The organism is Imperialibacter roseus, from assembly GCF_032999765.1.
Taxonomy (GTDB): domain Bacteria; phylum Bacteroidota; class Bacteroidia; order Cytophagales; family Cyclobacteriaceae; genus Imperialibacter; species Imperialibacter roseus.
In genome coordinates, this window is record NZ_CP136051.1 from 4,995,628 (window position 1) to 5,015,459 (window position 19,832).

Genomic DNA, 19,832 nt, shown 5'->3' on the forward strand with positions numbered 1-19,832 from the left:
AATTTCACCGGGTGAAAATTCTTTTCCTCTTTCCCTATCCTCTAGAGCAAGCACCGTCGCAGCGCTTTCGGTTCGAACAGTACTTTGCAGCATTGCTTAAGGCGGGTCATTCTATCGACAGCCAGTCGTTTTGGGGGGAATACTACTGGAAGGTGCTCTACAAAAAGGGCAATGCTCTGCAAAAAGTGTGGGGGCTAGTCAATGGATTCGGTCGACGCTTCAAGGTACTTAGTCGGCTGCCATCCGCCGATTTCGTTTTTATCCACAGGGAGCTAACGCCGCTAGGGCCTCCCATTTTTGAATGGCTGATAATTAAGGTTTTCAGGAAGAAGGTCATTCTTGACTTCGATGATGCCATTTGGCTGCCCAATACTAGCGAAAGCAACAAAATAGCTGCCTGGCTAAAATGGCATTCAAAAACAGAAAGCGTCTGCCGATGGGCATGGAAAGTTTCTGCGGGCAACTCTTACCTGACCAACTATGCGAAGCAGTTCAATGACAACGTTGTGATCAACCCTACTACCATCGACACGGAGCATCACCACCGAATCAATAAAAAAACAAAGCACACCAACGACCCCATCCTTATCGGCTGGACGGGCAGCCACTCCACTCTCCCCTACCTCGATATGCTTTGGCCAGTGCTTGAGCAACTTTCCAAAGATGAAAATTTTTCCTTTCGGGTAATCTCCAACCAGCCACCTTTGGTAAACTACTCGTGGCTGGAGTTTATAGCCTGGAACAAAGAAACAGAAATAGATGATCTGGCAGCCATCGATATTGGCGTGATGCCTCTCACAGACGACAAATGGAGCAAAGGCAAGTGCGGCTTCAAAGCTTTGCAATACATGGCATTAGAGATCTCCACCGTCGCTTCGCCTGTAGGCGTGAATACGGATATCATAAAGGACGGCATCAATGGGCTGATGGCTACCAATACAGAAGAATGGGTGTTTGCACTAAAAAAACTGATCAAAAGCACCGCACTAAGAACTCAACTGAGTGAGGAAGGGCGACGAACGGTCGAAAACACCTACTCGGTAAAGGCAAACACTAGAAATTTTCTTGAACTATTCGGCAAATAGTTCTTCCAACGGAATCGTTAAACCTGAGAACAACTTACTTTTCAAAGTTTCCTCCTTCTTAAGGATGGTCAACAGGTAAAATCTCCCATTTTTGTCCAGCACAAACACACGAACATCCTCACCTTCCGGATCAACCACCCAATACTCCTTCACTTCAAATTTCTGATAAAGGAGTAATTTTTCTGACATGTCTTTTTTTGAAGTGGAAGGAGCTAGAATCTCTACCACCAGGTCAGGTGCCCCAATAGCGCCCTTCTCATCAAGCTTGTTTTTGTCGCAAAAAACAGACAGGTCGGGCTGAACAACGTTTTCAACTAGTTCTTCTTGAGAATAGTCCTCGGACAGGCGAACATCAAAGGGCGACGCATAGACTTCACATTTTTTATTCCTCAAAAAATTTTGGAGGTGGAAATGGATAGTTCCGCTGATTTTTTGATGCCTTCTGCTCGGAGCAGGACTCATATCGTAAGGCATACCATCGATAATCTCCCACCTTTCGCTGTCGGGCCAGGTGAGGTAATCAGCATAAGTGACTTTTTTGTTCTTATAAATAGGGAGAGCCATGACTAAATTTACCTGTTTTTCTTATCTAATCCATCTCCTTCAAATTCTTTTTGGCCACTTCCCATGCACGGTCTTTTCTGCCTGCAAGGCGTTTGACTTCTTTGTAGTATTCCTTTGCCTCTTTTTGATTGTTTTCTTTTTCGGCTATTTCTCCAAGGGCCAACAGAGAATACAGGTTATAACCCATTTGCTGGGTTTCATTCTTGGAACTAAACCTTACTGCTTCTTTGTAGAACTTTTTGGCATTCGTATAGTCTTTTCTCGTTTGATATATCTGGCCCAGAAAGAAAGCAGCATACCGGCCACTGTTTTCCTCGTAGCCATCATATCTCTGATAATACTTATCGATGATCTCCAGAGAGGTTTTCTCACAAAGCTGATAGTCGCCAGTGCCATACAAGAGCCGTGAGTAGTATCGATGGAAGTATGGGTTGTCAGGAAACGTCTGATGCAAGTATTCGGCCACTTGCAAAGCTTCGTACATGTTTTTTCCTTCACTCGATAAAATCCGCATAAGGAAATACTGGGCCTCAGTGCGAGTGTAAAAAGCGTTCCTGGCCACTTCTTTCAGCTGTTTAATTCCATCATCTTTATCTCCTTTGTCGAAAAACAACATGATGGGCTTCAGCAAAGGATAGTTTTCAGGTACCCAAACGGAGTAATAGTTATACAAGGCGTCACCAAAAAGTATTTCAGGGCTGAGATCCTCCTGCCCACGGCACTCCTCCAGATAGGCCAATGCATTCTTACCTGCTACAGCGGCCTTAGTCCATTTTTTTCTCTCGGAAAGCAATCGGCCCTGAAACGAATAGGTGGCAGAAAGAAAAAAAGCGCCTTCGACCTTATTCACTTCCTTGTAAAGCCGCTCGGAGAGGACGAGAGCGGTGTCCATATAAGCATAAAACTTTTTATCGTACTGCTCATTTTCAATATTGGGCACAATCTTCCACCATTCGGACAAACCCATTAAAAAATATGGCAGCGGATGCCAACCATACTTTTGCTTCAGCCACCTGAATTGCTTTTCGGCTGTAGCAAAATGAAAGTTATACATATTGTTGAGGGCCTCGGTAGCGTCAAGCTGCACCTTGATGTCGTTAATGAGCAACTTACTGGCGACGTCCACAGTATCCGCCTTCACTTCTCCCACATTTATAGTTTGAGAAAATGAAAGGTCAGCAAAGCCGACTGACAACAATAAAGTGATAATGATAAACCTCATAGTTTGGTGGAGTGCCAAAAGTCTGCCAATTTTCAAATTGAATAATTAAGATAACAACGAATCAACGGCAAACCCGTTCTGTGAATTGTAAATTTTTCCATTGATATGCAACTTTCCAAAGAAAGACGACAAGAACTTCTCGACGAATGGTTTTCATTTGGCACTGGACAGCTGTTTGCTGTCATCTGCGTTGTCACGTTGATACTGCTTTTTATCAAAAAAAGTTTCATCGAAGGAGAGTTAGCCGCATTCGAGATTCTACAGGAGCGTGGTGAGATGGGATTTTTCCACGCCTTAAGTGCTGTGCAGTACCTCACAGTTCCACTCGTTTATGCCTGGAAGTTTACCGTTACGGCATTTATCCTCTATGTGGGCGGCTTTATGTTTGGCTACAAGCTTACTTTCAAAGACATGTGGCGGCTGGCTTTGGCAGCAGAACTTGTCTTTTTTATTCCCGAGCTTATTAAAATCGCCTGGTTTCTGGTAGTAAACACCGACCCTACCTATCAGGAAATTGGCTCCTTCTATCCGCTCTCCATGATGAACCTGTTCGATTTTGAGTCGTTGGCACCCCGCTGGCATTATCCTCTCAAGGCACTCAATCTCTTTGAGGTTGTGTACTGGATTGCGCTAGCCGCAGGTGTTTATGTCATCTCAGGGAAGCAGAGGAAAAATAGCATCATCATTGTGGCAACATCGTATGTGCTTTGGTTTTTTCTTTGGATTGGCTTCTACCTGATTATCTATAAGTAGTCGGAACTATTTTTTACCTATCCACCCGAGGTGGGTATGTTTGAAATCGTCAGCATACTTTAGGCCATAGCCAAAAACCCTGTCCATGGCGCTGTGACCAAATAATAGAAGCCCGGCGAACATCCATTCTGGCGATGAAATGACAAAGCCTGTTACAAAGCAAGCCACAGCTACCCCTTTATGATGTGCTAAGTTGTAAAAGACAGCACCAATTTTAGTGTTGAACAAATAGCCTATCATACTTACGTCTGGTGCAAGCAGCCAGGCAAAGAACAGCCACCAGGCGTAGTCCAGATAAATGGTGCCTAAAAAGGCGGCAATAAACATCGCAGCTTCCTCAAGGTTAAGTAGTGATTTCATGCTTCACAGTTGTTTTTAAACTAATGCCGGTTACTTTACTCCAAATACGCATTAGCAAAGAGTAGGGTTTTATTCAAAAAAATTATGTAAAATGCAAAACTCCACCCTTCATGAGAACCATTTTATCGCATCTTGAAATAATGTAAAAAGATACAAAACAGAGGCAACCCTGCGTTTGTAAACAGAGTCTTAAGCTTATATGTAAAACCAGCTTTTGAGCATGAAGAACTTTAAACTGATCAACAACCTGACCGGTTGGGCGGTATTTTTTGTTGCGCTCACAGTTTATGCCCTCACATTAGAACCGACGGCCAGTTTCTGGGACTGTGGGGAATTTATAGCTGCCAGCTACAAGTTGCAGATTCCACACCCTCCCGGACCACCGTTTTTTCTGCTGCTTGGTCGCTTTTTTACTTTTTTGGCGTTAGGCGACACCGAGCAGATCGCATTCTGGGTGAACATGATGAGCGCAGTAAGCAGCGCTCTGGCTGTAATGTTTCTTTACTGGAGCATCGTGCTACTGGCTTCCAAAATTATCAAGGCTGAGCTTCTTGACCTCCAGGCAAAAGATGCACTCGTGTTAATGGGTTCTGGGGTAACCGGATCACTCGCTTTCGCCTTTTCCGACACCTTCTGGTTTTCTGCCGTTGAAGCAGAGGTTTACGCCATGTCCATGTTCTTCACTGCCATCGCTTTTTGGGCCATCCTCAGGTGGGACGCACTGGAAAATGCGTCGCTTTCCAACAAGTGGCTATTATTCATCGCCTACCTGATGGGCCTGTCCATTGGTGTGCACCCAATGAACCTGCTCACGATTCCATCTCTGGCACTCATCTATTACTTTAAGAATTACACTTTCTCCTGGAAAGGGCTGGCCGTTACAATTGTTTCGAGCGGGATAGGTATTCTGTTCGTCATGTTTGGATTCCGGGTCGGCGTGATGAGCCTCCTCACAAGATTCGAAATATTCTTCGTCAACTCCCTCCAACTTGGCTTTGGCAGCGGTGCCGCCTTCGGCATGGTCATTATTGCAGCAAGCATTCTGCTGGCAGTCTATTTTACGCAAAAAAAGGGACTGGTGGGGCTCAACACGCTTGCACTTTGCATTAGCTTTCTCATTATTGGCTATTCGTCGTTCGGAATTCTCACCATACGATCATCAAAAAATCCGCTAATTGACATGTGGAATCCGGAGAACCTGCCCAATTTTGTGGGTTATCTGGACATGAAGCAGTACGGAACCAGACCTTTGTTGTACGGCAACTACTATGACGCAAAGCTGATTGATCAGCAACTTGGCGATCCGGTTTATCAAAAAGGTATCACTTCTTATGAGATAGAAGACTACGATTATCAACTTAACTACGACCCTGCAAGAACGACAGTTCTCCCGAGGCTTTGGAGCCAAAGAGATCGTCACCCCGAGGCCTATCAACGAATTTTAGGCCTACAGCCCGGGCAAAAGCCAAATTTCGCAGAAAACATCAAGTACCTGTTTACTTACCAGCTGGGCCATATGTACATGAGGTACTTTATGTGGAATTTTGCCGGCAGGGAAAGTGATCAGCAAGATGCTGGTTTCGTCGCTCTGACATCTTCTGTGGCTCCTTCAATGGAAGGGAACCATGCCAGAAACAGCTTTTTAATGCTGCCACTGGTACTCGGCTTAGTCGGTCTTTTTTTTAACTACAAAAAAAACCTGCAGTCTTTTTCAGTAATAGGTGTTCTATTCTTTATTACGGGAGTCGGGTTAGTACTCTACCTCAACTCACCCCCAGACGAGCCAAGAGAGAGGGATTACATCTATGTAGCATCTTTCTTTGCCTTCTGCATTTGGATTGGCCTTGGGGCATTTGCATTTCTCCGCCAGTCGCAACAGTTCTTTGCTGAGCGAAAATTGGCCCTCGCCATGGCCTGGTTTGCTACACTCATGGTGCCTGGCATCATGGTTATGCAGGGCTGGGATGACCACGATCGCTCCGGCAGGTACTACTCTGTTGACATGGCAAAAAATTACCTGACTGGATGTGAGCCAAATGGCATCCTATTTACCGGAGGCGACAACGATACTTACCCGCTGTGGTATGCGCAGGATGTGGCAGGCGTAAGAACCGATATGAGGGTAATTGTTGGCTCGCTCTTTAGTGCAGACTGGAATATTGACATGATGAAACGGAAAGCCTACGAATCAGAGCCCCTCCCTTTTTCTATTGATAAAACACTTTATAAGCAGGGAGGCCCTATCGACTACGTACCTGTAGTGGAAAACCCGAATCTAAAAGGAAGTGCCATAGACCTGAATCAATACCTCAGCTTACTGAAAAAAAAGCACCCGGCAATTATGGTGGAAACAAGGACAGGGTCAAGCCTCGCCTCGTTACCCTCAAAATTGATTCGACTGCCTGTTAGCAAAGAAGATGTGCTGGCCAGGCACCTGGTGCCCGACACGATGACCCAATATATTCCTGATTTTATCACTTTTGAAGTTACTGGAAATGGTCTTCAAAAAAGTGAAATCATGCTGCTCGACCTGATCGCCTCCAACAACTGGGAACGACCCATTTACTTCACTCATACCGCCCTGAGTTTACTGCCGTTTGATCTCAGTAAATATGTTGTGCAAGAAGGGATGACTTACAAACTGCTCCCTGTCGAAAATCCTGAGAGCGATAGCCATTTGATCAATAGCCATGTCATGTTTGCCAACATGACGGAGAATTACTCCTGGAGAAACCTCAACAATCCTGATGTCAATTATTCGTCGTATTACCAAAAGCAGCTGATGAGCCCCCGCCTGGGCTTCAACTTACTTGCCGAAGCACTCATGCTGGAAGGGAAAAATGACATGGCACTCGAGGCACTTCACAAAAGCCTCAATGCCATTCCCGATGACACCATTCCCTACGATCTCTCGGCCGTAGAAACAACCGGACTGCTCCTGGCACTCAACGACAGTGACACTGCGATAGCCATTGGGAAAACCCTGATCGAAAGGGCCGACAAAGAGCTCAGTTATTATTCTTCCGCTGTGAAGCAAGATGCTTTTGAGGTCAGAAAGAACCTGTTTGTGCTCGACAGACTCCAGCGGATACTGAAAGCCTACGGTTTTAATGAAGATGCATTGAAAACCGAAAGCATTTTCAGAAAGCATTACTCACATTTCGAGGGATAACAATCTCCCAATTTGATTTAGAGGCTTGCTACCCTTTTAATTAGGTGGTAAGCCTTTTCTTCTCCCCCTCAATATTATAGGTATCCGTAAGGCAGATAGCTTATTAATTACTATTTTCGCCCGAATAAAAAATTAATAGAATGAATTATATAAAGGTGAATAACCTTACCGGTTGGTTCGTTTTTGCCATTGCCACCCTCGTTTATTGGCTAACTGTTGAGCCCACCGCCAGCTTCTGGGACTGTGGAGAATTTATAGCAGTTTCATATAAACTCGAAGTGCCTCACCCCCCAGGGGCTCCACTCTTTCTGTTGATAGGAAGATTCTTCAGCTTGTTCGCCCTCGGTGACGTGGAAAGGGTAGCCTATTGGATCAATATTTCGAGTGTGCTGAGCAGTGGATTTTCCATTCTTTTCCTTTTCTGGACAATCACAGCTCTTGCTAACAAGCTAATGGGGTTGAAGCCTGGCCAGGGCACCGACGATCAAAACTGGTCGATTATTGCAGCTGGTATTGTAGGCAGCCTTGCGTACACCTTTTCGGATTCCTTCTGGTTTTCGGCTGTTGAAGCCGAGGTTTATGCCATTTCATCCTTCTTTACCGCCTTTGTTGTGTGGGCCATCCTGAAGTGGGAGCAAATTGATGACGACAGGCACAGAAATCGTTGGTTCCTGCTACTTGCTTACACCGTTGGTCTATCTATCGGCATTCACCTTCTCAACCTTGTAGCCATTCCAGCCCTTGGCCTTATCGTGTACTTCAAGTATTACGAAGAGGTAACAACCAAGGGTGTATTGACAACCCTGGCAGTTAGTGGTGCCATCATCCTTATCATTATGGCCGGCGTCATCCCGGGCTTGCCAAGTCTCGCCTTCTCTTTCGAGCTTTTCTTTGTGAACTCGCTTGGCTTGCCATTTAAGTCTGGCATCATCGTTTTCGTTCTTCTTTTCCTCGGCGCTCTTATTTACGGAATCATTTATTCCGAGAAAAAGAGAAGGTCATTCTGAACACCTCGCTGCTGGCTTTTGCTTTCATTCTGATTGGCTATTCTTCCTACACGGTCGTTCTTATCAGGTCGAATTACAATCCTCCTATTGACGAGAACAACCCTGAAAACGTAAACACCTTTGTTTCCTACCTCAAAAGAGAGCAATATGGTGATCGGCCGCTTTTCTTTGGGCAGTACTTTACCACCGAGCTTCAGGAACAGAAAAAAGGAGCTCCTGTGTACGCTAAAGGTGAAACGGAATACGATATTATTGACTACAAAGTAGACGCTATCTACGACAAAACTGGCATGACCATCCTGCCAAGGATGTACAGCTCCACAGCTGAACATGCCAAGCGCTACAGAGAAATTACCGGTCTCAGGGCAGGACAAAAACCTACCTTTGGAGACAACCTGTACTTCATGTTCAAATATCAGCTCGGTCATATGTACATGAGGTACTTCATGTGGAATTTTGCCGGGCGTGAAAGCGATGTACAGGACGCCAGTTGGACTTCGCCTGCAGATGCCTTTAAGAAAGTGCCATGGGAGCTTGAAAATAACAAAGGACGAAATAACTATTTGTTCATCCCGCTTATTCTTGGCCTGATTGGTTTCTTCTATCAGTACAGAAAAGACCAAAAGAACTTTAGCGTGATGCTGCTGCTGTTCTTTTTAACAGGAGCTGCCCTGGTGCTTTACCTTAACTCTCCTCCTTCGGAGCCAAGAGAAAGAGACTATATCTACGTGGGGTCTTTCTATGTATTCTCCATCTGGATTGGCTTTGCCGTATTGGCCATGTACGATTTATTCCAAAGGTTTATTGCCAATAAAAAAGCGGCCATTGCCACTTCTCTCATCATCTGTTTAAGCTGCCCGGCCATTATGGCGAGCGAAAACTGGGATGATCATGACAGGTCGGATCGATATTTTTCGGTAGACACTGCCAGAAACTTCCTGGCGAGCTGCGCCCCCAATGCCATTCTCTTCACGGGTGGCGATAACGACACCTTCCCGCTTTGGTATGTGCAGGAGGTAGAAGGCTTCCGCACTGACGTTCGGGTGGTGGTGCTGAGCTATTTCAACACCGACTGGTACATCGATCAAATGATGAGACAGGCATACGAATCTGAGCCGTTCCCATTCTCACTGACCAGCAAAGACTACCGCCAGGGTGGGTTGAATGACTTCGTGGTGGTAATGGAAAGAGAGAACATCAAAGGCGCCATTAGCCTTGAGCAGTACATGAAGCTGGTGCGTGAAGGCAATCCTGCTCTCAGAGTGGCGACTTCGATAAGCGCCTACAACTCCATTCCTTCCAAAAGCGTGTACCTGAATGTTGACTCTGCCAGCGTAATGTCAAAGGGAATTATTCCTTCCACACTACAAGACTACATGGTGCCTAGAATGGTGTTCAACATCAAAGACAGGGTGCTGGAAAAGAAAGACCTGGCCATTCTGGATATTATATTGACCAACAAATGGGAGCGCCCTATTTATTTCAACAACACCTCGTTAGCCAGTGTCAATATCGATATCAGGCGATATGCTGTTCAAGAGGGTAACGCTTACCGGTTGCTCCCTGTCGAAAACCCTGACAACCAGGAAACCTTTGTAGATGTAGACATTATGTACGACAACATGATGAACAACTTCTACTGGAGAGGCTTGCAGGATCCGAGCATTTACTACACTGAGGATTACAGGAATTTTGTTCTTAACCACAGGGCAAGCTTCAACACACTGGCTGAATCTCTCCTGATGGTAGATGACACTGAAAGGGCAAAAAATGCGCTTCTTAAATCTCTTGAGGTAATGCCAGACTCGGTAGTTCCCTATGATCACTTTACTGTAAGAATGGTGAGCCTGTTGATGGAAGTTGGCGAGGAAGAAAAAGCCAAAGAGATAGCAGCTACAATGAGTATGAGAGCTGATGAAATGCTCACCTACATGTTCGATAATTTGATTGCCGATTCCTTTACGGTGCAAAAGAATCTGATTGTACTCAACGAATTAGCCAGGGTGTTCCGGGCCTATGAAGATCCGGAGCTGGGAAAAACATACGAGGAACTCTTCCGAAAACACTACGGAATGATGAATAACTAATGAAAAGCCCCGAAATATGGGGCTTTTTTTATTTCCTCAAAATCAGGAACAAATCAAGGGACGTATCGGCGTCGTCCGAAACCAGGTAGTCATCGTGAGAAATTGACGACACCAGACTGTCGGATGCCTTTTGCAGGTTATTCCGGTTAAGCCTGTTCAGCAGATCATAAGGAATCCGAAGCATCCAGGCAGGCAATCGATACTGTAAATTGAGCACATCAAACCTGGTGATCCTTTTCACGGAAGCTCTGTTTTTCTCGTGGTAGTCCATCACTTTTTCGCTTCCGGCAATTCCCTTCATTTCCACATCAGCAAAGTATTTTTTGGCCTTATCGGTCAATTCCAAGGCAGTGTATTCCCGGATATGCCATGGATTTCTGGTCAGCGTCAGCTTGATGTTGGGTGTAGTGAGCAACGCCACGCCCCCGGGCTTTAGCACCCTGGCCATTTCTTTCAGAAACAGCTCGTCATCCTTTATATGCTCTATTACCTGAAAGCTAACAATGCTGTCGAATGCATTGTCTTCAAGGCCGCTAAATGGGGGAAATACAGCTTGCTTGAAATCACCCTTAGGGTTTTCTTTTTGAAGCTTTTCTACAATATCCCCGATTTTGTCGAGCGCAGTGTATTTCTCAACAAGGGGCATGAGCTCTTTCACCCCACGTCCCTCGCCGCACCCGAGCTCCAGCATGTTTCCTCTCACATAGTCTTTCGCCACTATGTAGGGTTTCAAAAGTCGCTGGTGTATCGGATTGTCTGAAAGTATCTCTGCTGAGGTAATTTCCGTAGTATAAACTGCCATGAAGATTCAGTTCGGATTGCTTTTCGGCTTCAAAGTAAGATAAAATTATACTTTCGGTTCAAGTTTTTTAGTTACTTGGTTGTTATATGCTAAACATTCCCACGCATTTCAGTATGAACAAGGTTCAAAGCGCCCTATTTTGTTTATTTGTCATTGCCTTTTCGTTCGCAGGGCCTGACGTACACAGTCAGTCAATCAATAGTTTTAACCTTTCCTATACCTACAACCCTTCCGGGCCCATTCAATTCAAATATCGTTTGGTTAAGTCCGACCCGGGCTACAAAGTTTACTTTCAACTGAATCTTCCTGCCTACGACACCATTGGCAATTACGAGTTGAACACTTTTTACCGAAGCTCATATTCGGACTCCTCTGCTTTCAATGAGACAACCCACAATTGGGCTGATCTCACAGACGTTTCAGCCTATCCGCAGCTTGCAGGAAAGCTGGCTTTCATGCCCTCGGAAAGTCAAAATATTATTGTCTTTCACGTCAAAAGACCGAGCACGCAAAAATCTTTCTTTTTCGATGTAGCGCTGGAAGGCGACAACATGTTTACTCCTGATGGGATAACCCCTGTTGATAAAAATGGCATGCCCGTCTTAAAGTCTTTTTTCAGCCCAAGAGATTCGCTCTCCCTGACGGCCGAAGATACGGCTCAGCTTTACGGATTTTACTACAATATGGATTTTGAAGAAGCCAGGCCACCCATGGTTATCGACACTATTTCCGGAGGCAAAACAATGGGAATTGATAGCTCATTCATGATGAGAGCGGGTTACTTCTCTGCAACCAAGCCGGGTCTTTACCTGTTTCAAACCGATTCCAGTTCCGGCTCAGCGCTGGCCATGCGCCTGGCACCTTTCTATTATCCCAAGTTCGTTTCAGTTGACGAAATCATTGGCACCCTTCGCTACATCAGTTCCAAAGAAGAGTATAACAAGCTGGTTTCGTCCAAAACCAGAAAGAAAGCGCTGGACAATTTCCTGCTGGACATTTCAGGTAGCCAGGACCGGGCAAAACGGATCATGCAGAACTATTTCACCCGAGTGGCTGAGGCGAACTTGTTGTTTACCGGATTTAAAGAAGGCTGGAAAACTGATGCAGGCATGATTTACATTATCTTTGGCCATCCTGATGTGGTCGAAAGAAACGATGTAGGAGAAGTTTGGACCTACCTCAAAATGGAGGACAAATCTGACCTTAAGTTTGAGTTTATGAGGGTCAAAAATATTTTCACCCCTGGCTACCTTACGCTAATTCGTAAGGACGATTATGACAGATATTGGTTTCGCTTCGTAGATTTGTGGCGCAAAGGAAGAATTTAAACTGTTCTTCGGCCTGCCGGGTCGCAGAACCAACAAGCATCAGGTGATAAGAAAATACCCTCAACAGCGAAGGCCCAACCCTTCCGATATGATTTATGGCACCCGGGCGGTGATAGAAGCCATCAAGGCCGACAAACAAATCGACAAAATTTTCATCCAGAAAAATGTTAAAAATGAGCTCACCAATGAGCTCATCAAGCTACTGATTGAAAACGGCATCGTTTTCCAGAATGTGCCCGGAGAAAAGCTTGACCGCCTAACTGGCAAAAACCACCAGGGTGTCATCGCCTTTGTCTCACCCATTGAGTTTGCCGACCTGCACAGGGTTGTATCGTTCATCTTCGACCAGGGCAAGGACGGCCTCATAGTGCTGATTGACCGGGTAACGGACGTGAGAAACTTTGGTGCCATTGTACGAACCGCCGAATCCGCCGGGGCCGACACGATTGTTATCCCTTCCAAAGGCAGCGCTCAAATCGGCAGTGATGCTGTGAAGACTTCAGCAGGAGCCCTTAACCATCTTCCCATTTGCAAAGTGAATGACTTCGAAGAGTCGGTCAAGTACCTCAAAGAGTCAGGCTTTCTCGTAGTGGCGTGCACAGAGAAAACTGATCAGCTATACTCAGACGCTGACCTTACCGGGCCTGTGGCGCTCATTATGGGTTCTGAAGAGGATGGTATTTCTGACAGCGTGCTTGAAATGGCTGATACGAAGGTGAAAATTCCTATGCAGGGCAAAATTGAATCGCTGAATGTTTCCGTGGCAGCCGGTATTTTTCTTTTTGAGGTGGTAAGACAAAGAATGGCAGCCTTGAAGTAGACTGCCATCCAAAAAATTTATAAAAAACTGCTTTGGCTGAGCGCTCAGAGGAGCTCCTCACCCTTCTTGTTTTTCACGTCGTTCACAAATTCCCTGAACTTCGCTTCCTGGTCTTTTTTCACTATCATTAGTACGTCCTCAAAATCAGCTACGAGGTAGCCTTCGAGGTCTTGTAGAATAACCAGCTTGTCCTTATCGGTTTTGATAATATTGCTGTGACTATCGTAAGGAAGTAACTCTGCACCCATAACGATGTTCTCGTTTTCCTCCTTTTTCAGGTTATCGTAGAGTGAGCCCCACGAGCCCAAATCCGACCAGGCAAAATCGCCCAGCACGACATAAACATCGTTTGCCTTTTCCATAATACCGTAGTCAATAGATATATTTCTACACTGCGTATAGGCCTTGTCAATATACTGCTGCTCGGTGTCGGTGTAATAATGCTCCATACCATCATCAAAGGCCTCAGCCATTTCGGGCAGGCTATTCTCATATTCCTTGATGATCGTAGAAGTCTTCCAAATAAAGATCCCCGCATTCCAGACAAAATCTCCGCTTTCCAGAAACTTCTTGGCCCATTCCAGCTCAGGCTTTTCCGTGAATGTTTTAACCTTCCTGGCTGCACCAAACTTTTCTTCAGAATACTGAATATAGCCATAGCCGGTTTCCGGCTTTGTTGGCTTAATGCCTATCGTAACCAGGTTGCCTTCCTTCTGAGCTGCGAATATGCCTTCCTCAACCGTAGCAATGAATTTGTCCTCATTAAAAATGGCATGGTCTGCCGGAGTGATTACCACCGTGGCGTCAGGGTTCTTTTTGTGAATTTTGTAGCACGCATACGCCACGCACGGAGCGGTATTTCTCCGGGCCGGTTCAAGCAGTATTTGATCCTGCTCAAGGTCAGGTAATTGTTCCTTCACTAATTCGGCGTATTGTTGATTAGTGACGATCAATATGTTATCTTTGCCCGCCGTTTGCAGGAACCGGTTGTAAGTCATTTGTAAAAGTGACTGACCAGTACCAAATATGTCAAGAAATTGTTTTGGGCGCTTGTTTCTGCTATAGGGCCAAAACCTACTCCCTACACCACCGGCCATAATTATTACAAAAGTTTGACTGCTTTTTCTGTCCATTACTTAGCTAAAACGTATTTCGTTGCAAATATAGGCTTTAAATACGGTCAGCAAAGGTCGTGGAATCATTAAAGAGCATAATGACGCTGTTATAAAACGATTATGAATGACGCCCATCACACCTTATCACTGATATTTGGAAAGTGAGCGTGTCATTTGAATTAAAATTAGTATATTCAATTGCTCAGCTAACTGTGTGTAAAAGCTGAAAAAGAAATTGCAGAGCCATATGATTGCGAGCCTGGAGGAACAGTTAAAAGATAAGTTAAAAGAAGTTTTTGGGTACAGCAGCTTTCGAGGCACCCAGGAAGCGATCATCAAAAATATACTTGACGGACGGAATACCTTCGTCATCATGCCAACCGGTGCGGGCAAGTCGCTTTGTTACCAGCTGCCAGCACTGATCCTTGATGGTGCGGCCATTGTTATCTCACCTCTTATTGCCCTGATGAAGAATCAGGTCGATCAATTGAATGCGGTGGGTGTCAATGCCCAGTTCCTCAACTCTACCTTGACCAAGACGGAAATGAACAGGGTAAAGAGAGAGACCCTGAGCGGAGAGGTGCAGCTACTTTATGTGGCACCTGAATCTCTTACCAAAGAAGAAAATATTGAGTTCCTCAAAAAAGCAAACATTTCTTTTGCGGCAATTGACGAGGCTCATTGTATCTCGGAGTGGGGCCATGACTTCAGGCCTGAGTACCGGAGAATCAAGCAGATTCTGGCCCAAATCAGCAACATGCCCGTGATTGCACTGACCGCTACTGCTACTCCGAAGGTGCAAATTGATATTCAGAAGAACCTGCAAATGGAAGAGGCCGACATTTTTAAGTCTTCTTTCAACAGAGAAAATCTATACTACGAGGTCCGCCCCAAGCAGCACACCAAAAAGCAACTGGTAAAGTTCGTAAAGTCTCAGAAAGGCAAATCTGGGATTGTGTACTGCCTGAGCCGAAAGAAAGTTGAAGAAATAGCCAACTTGCTGCAGGTAAATGATGTGAAAGCTGCTCCTTATCACGCCGGCCTTGATGCTGCGGTACGAATAAAGAATCAAGACGACTTCCTGAACGAAGAAGTAGATGTCATTGTGGCAACCATTGCTTTCGGTATGGGCATCGATAAGCCAGATGTTCGCTTTGTTGTGCATTACGACACTCCAAAATCATTGGAAGGATACTATCAGGAAACTGGTCGTGCCGGAAGAGATGGTCTGGAGGGTAACTGTATCATGTTCTACAGTTACAACGACATCATCAAGCTTGAAAAATTCAATAAGGACAAAACTGTTACTGAAAGAGACAACGCCAGAGTGCTGCTTGACGAAATGGTTTCCTACGCTGAGTCATCACTCTGTAGAAGAAAGCAGTTGCTACACTACTTTGGCGAAAGCTACGAGCATGATTGCAACTTTTGTGACAACTGCCTTAAGCCAAGAGAGAAGTTCGACGGCGAAGAGTATGTTCAATGGGTGCTCAGAGCCGCAATGGAAACGGGCGAAAGGTTTAACCTGGCACACCTCGTAGATGTGGTGAAAGGCACGCCCTCGCAATACGTTAAAAGTTACGGGCATGATGCTTTGTCCATTTTTGGCAAAGGAAAAGAGCTGGAAGAAAGCCTCATCAAGTCGGTAGTGCGTCAGTCTCTGTTGCTGGAGTTTCTTGAGAAAGACATTGAAAATATTGGTGTGTTGAAAGTAACCGCTAAAGGCAAGGACTTTATTGTGGATCCTTTTGCGATCAAGCTCTCAAAAGACCACGAATATGACGTGGAAGTGACCGAGGAAGAAGAAGACGCAGAAAAAGTGCCTACCACAACCAAGGCCTACGACGAAGCACTCTTCGAAATGCTTAGAAATCTTCGGAAGAAGGTAGCCAAGCAAATGGATCTGCCACCATATGTCGTTTTTCAGGATCCTTCCCTTGAGGAAATGGCCACTATCTACCCCACTACCAAGGACGAGCTTGCTCAGATCAACGGCGTCGGCATGGGCAAGGTGGCAAAATTTGGCAAGCCTTTTCTCGAGACTATTGCCAAATACGTTGAGGAAAATGACATTGAAACTGCCTCTGATGTAGTGGTTAAGTCGGCGGGACAGAAGTCGAAAATCAAGATCTTCATCATACAGCAAATTGACCGCAAGGTGGATTTGGAGGAGATTGCCGAAGCCAAAAGCATGGCCATGGAGGAGATCATTAACGAAATTGAACACATCTGCTACTCAGGCACCAAGCTCAACCTTGAATACTATATTGATCAGGTACTGGACGAAGACAGGCAAGATGAAATCATCGACTATTTTATGAATGCTGAAACAGACAGCATTGCAGTCGCACTGGAAGAACTGGGTGACGACTACTCGGAGGAAGAGCTAAGACTTGTCCGTATAAAATTCCTGTCAGAATACGCCAATTAATTGGTGCATAGCCTCCTCCTTCTTAAGTTTGTCGGCTAAACAATTCATCACTATGAATATAGCCGTCATTGGTTCAGGAGGAAGAGAACACGCACTTTCATGGAAAATTTCTCAAAGTCCGAAGTGTGACAATCTCTTTATTGTACCAGGCAACGCCGGCACTTCATCGGTTGGTACCAATGTTTCGCTTTCCATTACCGACTTTCCAACGATAGCCGAATGGGCCCTGAAGGAAAAAATAGAACTGATCATTGTTGGGCCTGAAGAACCTCTCGTAAAGGGATTCCGGGATTACTTCGAAACAAGAAAAGACCTCGCTCACATAGCCATTGTAGGCCCTGGAGCAGCCGGCGCAGCACTTGAGGGCAGCAAGGATGTCTCCAAGCAGTTTATGCTGAAACACGGCATTCCCACCGCCAGAGCGAAAACCATCATTGCCGACAACCTTTCCGAGGGCTTTCAATTTCTCGACTCTCTTCAACCTCCCTACGTGCTAAAAGCAGATGGACTGGCTGCAGGCAAGGGTGTGATCATCACAAGCAACCTTGCGGAGGCTAAAGACAGGCTCAGATTCATGATTGAAGAGGCCGAATTTGGCGAAGCCAGCCGAAAAGTGCTCATAGAAGAGTTTCTGGATGGCATCGAGCTTTCTGTTTTTGTGCTAACTGACGGGAAGGACTATATCATTCTGCCTGAGGCTAAGGACTATAAAAGAATTGGCGATGGCGATACCGGGCCAAACACGGGTGGCATGGGGGCTGTCTCGCCAGTGCCGTTTGCTCCGGGCGAGTTTCTGAAGAAGGTAGAGGAAAAAGTCGTAAAGCCAACAGTTGACGGGCTGAGGAAAGACAATATTGACTACAAAGGCTTTATTTTCATTGGTTTGATGAACGTAGGCGGTGAACCATATGTGATCGAATACAATGTGAGGATGGGCGATCCGGAGACGCAAGTTGTTATTCCCCGGATCAAATCAGACCTTGTTGACTTGCTCCTCGCCACAGGACAGGGCAAGCTAAAGGGCCAGTCGTTTGACGTAAGGCCTGATTTTGCAACTACCGTGGTAATGGTGGCAGGAGGTTATCCTTCAGGCTATGAGAAAGGAAGGCCGATAACTGGTCTGGGCGGCAAATACGATTCAGAGGTATTCCATGCAGGCACAAAAATCTCCGGCGACGACGTTGTCACCAATGGCGGCAGGGTGTTGGCCATTACCAGCTTTGGGAGCTCGATTCAGGAAGCCGTCAGCAAGAGTTATAAAACAATAGATAGTATTAAGTGGGATCAGGCCAATTTCAGAAAGGACATCGGCCAGGATTTGGTAAAGTACAATGGATAGCAGGCATTGTTAGCACCTGATGGTTTTGAAATTATTTTTATATTTGAGAAGAGCTAACATAAAATTGCTTAGAGATGGGATGTAGCACATGCAGTAGTGTAACTACCGCAGATGGTAAAGTGGCTGGTTGCAAAAGCAATGGTGGCTGCTCGACAGGTGGTTGCAATAAAATGAACGTTTTTGACTGGCTTTCCAACATGGACATGCCAGCTGTAGATAAATTTGATGTAGTTGAAGTAAGGTTTAAGAACGGCCGAAAGGACTTTTTTCGCAATAGCGAACACCTGCCTATCGTCACCGGCGATGCCGTTGTAGTTGATGTTCCAAACGGCCACCATATTGGCTACGTGTCTCTTCAGGGAGAGCTTGTTCGGCTTCAAATGCAGAAGAAAAAAGTGGCTAATGACAGTGAGGTCAAGAATATCTACAGAATAGCCACCCAAAAAGACCTGGAAAAATTTGAACAGGTTCAGGCCAGAGATCTCCCAACCCTCTTTCGCACAAGAGAGATCATCAGAGAGCTCAAACTGGACATGAAGCTGACCGACATCGAATTTCAAGCCGATAACACCAAAGCCACATTCTACTACTCTGCTGACGACAGAGTTGATTTCCGTGAGTTGATAAAACTACTGGCCGCCGAGTTTAAAATTCGGGTAGAAATGCGCCAAATCAGCTTGAGGCAGGAAGCAGGCCGACTTGGTGGAATTGGCGTGTGCGGCAGAGAGCTGTGCTGCTCCACCTGGCTCTCCGAATTCAAGAGCGTGTCTACTTCCGCAGCCAGGTACCAAAACCTGTCGCTGAATCCAAGTAAGCTCTCCGGGCAATGCGGCAGGCTCAAGTGCTGCCTTAATTACGAGCTCGACACTTACATGGATGCACTGGAGGGAATTCCAGAGCTGGAAGCACCTCTGCTTACGGCACGTGGTGAGGCGTCGCTGCAAAAGACAGACATCTTTCGAAAAACCATGTGGTTCGGCTACAGGGACGAAAATACCTGGTATCCATTGGACGTTGAGCGGGTAAAGGTGATTCTTGAAATGAACAAGAAAGGTCAAAAACCTGATACCCTGGCTATAGACAAAGAAGACAACGGAAGAGATGCCAACCAGGCTCTCAACAGCGACCTGGTGAACCTGGACAAAAAATTTGGTGGACAGGGCAGCGGCAAAAAGAAGAAAAAGAACAAAAAACGATTCAAGAACCGTAACCGGGGTCAAAACAATCAACCAAAGCAATAGATGAGGACACCACTATTGGGAAGCAAACTTGGCGGCCTCATTTGTTTGTCAGCAGGTTTGGTATTCCTCTTGTCATCATGCAGTGATTCAAGGATTTATGATGAATACCACGATTTTGATGAAAACGTGTGGCACATGGATTCTACTGAGAAATTTACTTTTCCTGTTGATGCGACGGAAGATCAGTTTCGGCTTTCTTATCTGGTCAGAAACACTGCAGATTACTCATACTACAACCTCTATCTCAAGTTCACTCTTGAAGACTCCCTTCATCAAGTGATCGAAAGTCAAATGCAGGAGGTAATTCTGTTCGACCCTAAAACAGGGAAGCCCTATGGCAGTGGGCTGGGAGATTTGTTTTCTCATGAGTTTCCAGCCATCGATAACTTCACGTTTCCTTACAAAGGGAAGTTCACCTTTTCAGTTCAGCAATACATGAGAGTGGAAAGCCTGACGGGCATTCAGTCGCTTGGGTTAAAAGTTGAAAGAGTCGGGCAAGAATAGCT

At 45.6% G+C, this 19,832-nt stretch carries 16 protein-coding genes; 11 read left to right on the plus strand and 5 right to left on the minus strand.

What is annotated here, in order from left to right:
* Nucleotides 1-11 precede the first annotated feature (11 nt).
* Nucleotides 12-1,085, plus strand: coding sequence for a glycosyltransferase family 4 protein (locus tag RT717_RS21145; RefSeq protein WP_317488344.1), 1,074 nt, complete (start codon nt 12-14; stop codon nt 1,083-1,085).
* Here the strand turns inward: RT717_RS21145 and RT717_RS21150 are convergent.
* Entirely contained in the window at nt 1,071-1,649 is a 579-nt protein-coding gene (locus RT717_RS21150) for a Uma2 family endonuclease (RefSeq protein ID WP_317488345.1), read from the minus strand. The genes RT717_RS21145 and RT717_RS21150 overlap by 15 nt on opposite strands.
* A 25-nt stretch (nt 1,650-1,674) precedes the next feature.
* On the minus strand, nt 1,675-2,871 hold the full coding sequence (locus RT717_RS21155) for a tetratricopeptide repeat protein (RefSeq protein WP_317488346.1): 1,197 nt from the start codon (nt 2,869-2,871) through the stop codon (nt 1,675-1,677).
* Nucleotides 2,872-2,976: 105 nt separating this feature from the next.
* Between RT717_RS21155 and RT717_RS21160 the strand changes: the two genes are divergently transcribed.
* The gene (locus tag RT717_RS21160; RefSeq protein ID WP_317488347.1) at nt 2,977-3,624 is read left to right on the plus strand and encodes a hypothetical protein; all 648 of its coding nucleotides are present in this window, start codon (nt 2,977-2,979) and stop codon (nt 3,622-3,624) included.
* 6 nt (nt 3,625-3,630) lie between these two features.
* Here the strand turns inward: RT717_RS21160 and RT717_RS21165 are convergent, their stop codons facing one another.
* Nucleotides 3,631-3,984, minus strand: coding sequence for a DUF4260 domain-containing protein (locus RT717_RS21165; protein WP_317488348.1), 354 nt, complete (start codon nt 3,982-3,984; stop codon nt 3,631-3,633).
* 220 nt (nt 3,985-4,204) lie between these two features.
* Between RT717_RS21165 and RT717_RS21170 the strand changes: the two genes are divergently transcribed.
* The 3 genes from RT717_RS21170 (at nt 4,205) to RT717_RS21180 (ending at nt 10,250) form a co-directional block, all read left to right on the plus strand.
* Complete coding sequence (locus tag RT717_RS21170; protein ID WP_317488349.1) at nt 4,205-7,156, plus strand: DUF2723 domain-containing protein; 2,952 nt, start codon at nt 4,205-4,207, stop codon at nt 7,154-7,156.
* Between the two features lie 140 nt (nt 7,157-7,296).
* A complete protein-coding gene (locus RT717_RS21175; RefSeq protein ID WP_317488350.1) occupies nt 7,297-8,163 on the plus strand; it encodes a glycosyltransferase family 117 protein in 867 nt (288 codons plus the stop codon).
* 218 nt (nt 8,164-8,381) lie between these two features.
* On the plus strand, nt 8,382-10,250 hold the full coding sequence (locus RT717_RS21180) for a hypothetical protein (RefSeq protein ID WP_317488351.1): 1,869 nt from the start codon (nt 8,382-8,384) through the stop codon (nt 10,248-10,250).
* A gap of 28 nt (nt 10,251-10,278) precedes the next feature.
* Here RT717_RS21180 and RT717_RS21185 read toward each other — a convergent pair whose 3' ends face one another.
* Complete coding sequence (locus tag RT717_RS21185) at nt 10,279-11,052, minus strand: class I SAM-dependent methyltransferase (protein WP_317488352.1); 774 nt, start codon at nt 11,050-11,052, stop codon at nt 10,279-10,281.
* A gap of 113 nt (nt 11,053-11,165) precedes the next feature.
* Between RT717_RS21185 and RT717_RS21190 the strand changes: the two genes are divergently transcribed.
* Nucleotides 11,166-12,380, plus strand: a complete 1,215-nt coding sequence (locus tag RT717_RS21190) for a GWxTD domain-containing protein (protein WP_317488353.1) — start codon at nt 11,166-11,168, stop codon at nt 12,378-12,380.
* A 43-nt stretch (nt 12,381-12,423) separates the two neighbouring features.
* Nucleotides 12,424-13,200: a 23S rRNA (guanosine(2251)-2'-O)-methyltransferase RlmB gene (gene rlmB, locus RT717_RS21195; RefSeq protein WP_317488354.1), complete on the plus strand. Its 777-nt coding sequence runs from the start codon at nt 12,424-12,426 to the stop codon at nt 13,198-13,200.
* Nucleotides 13,201-13,244: 44 nt separating this feature from the next.
* Here the strand turns inward: rlmB and RT717_RS21200 are convergent, their stop codons facing one another.
* A complete protein-coding gene (locus RT717_RS21200; protein ID WP_317488355.1) occupies nt 13,245-14,333 on the minus strand; it encodes a mannose-1-phosphate guanylyltransferase in 1,089 nt (362 codons plus the stop codon).
* Nucleotides 14,334-14,562: 229 nt separating this feature from the next.
* On the opposite strand from RT717_RS21200, the gene recQ reads away from it, so the two are divergent.
* The 4 genes from recQ (at nt 14,563) to RT717_RS21220 (ending at nt 19,830) form a co-directional block, all read left to right on the plus strand.
* Entirely contained in the window at nt 14,563-16,746 is a 2,184-nt protein-coding gene (gene recQ, locus RT717_RS21205; RefSeq protein ID WP_317488356.1) for a DNA helicase RecQ, read from the plus strand.
* Between the two features lie 52 nt (nt 16,747-16,798).
* A complete protein-coding gene (gene purD / locus RT717_RS21210) occupies nt 16,799-18,085 on the plus strand; it encodes a phosphoribosylamine--glycine ligase (RefSeq protein ID WP_317488357.1) in 1,287 nt (428 codons plus the stop codon).
* 74 nt (nt 18,086-18,159) lie between these two features.
* The gene (locus RT717_RS21215) at nt 18,160-19,326 is read left to right on the plus strand and encodes a PSP1 domain-containing protein (RefSeq protein WP_317488358.1); all 1,167 of its coding nucleotides are present in this window, start codon (nt 18,160-18,162) and stop codon (nt 19,324-19,326) included.
* A complete protein-coding gene (locus RT717_RS21220; protein ID WP_317488359.1) occupies nt 19,327-19,830 on the plus strand; it encodes a gliding motility lipoprotein GldH in 504 nt (167 codons plus the stop codon).
* The last annotated feature ends 2 nt before the right edge of the window (nt 19,831-19,832 follow it).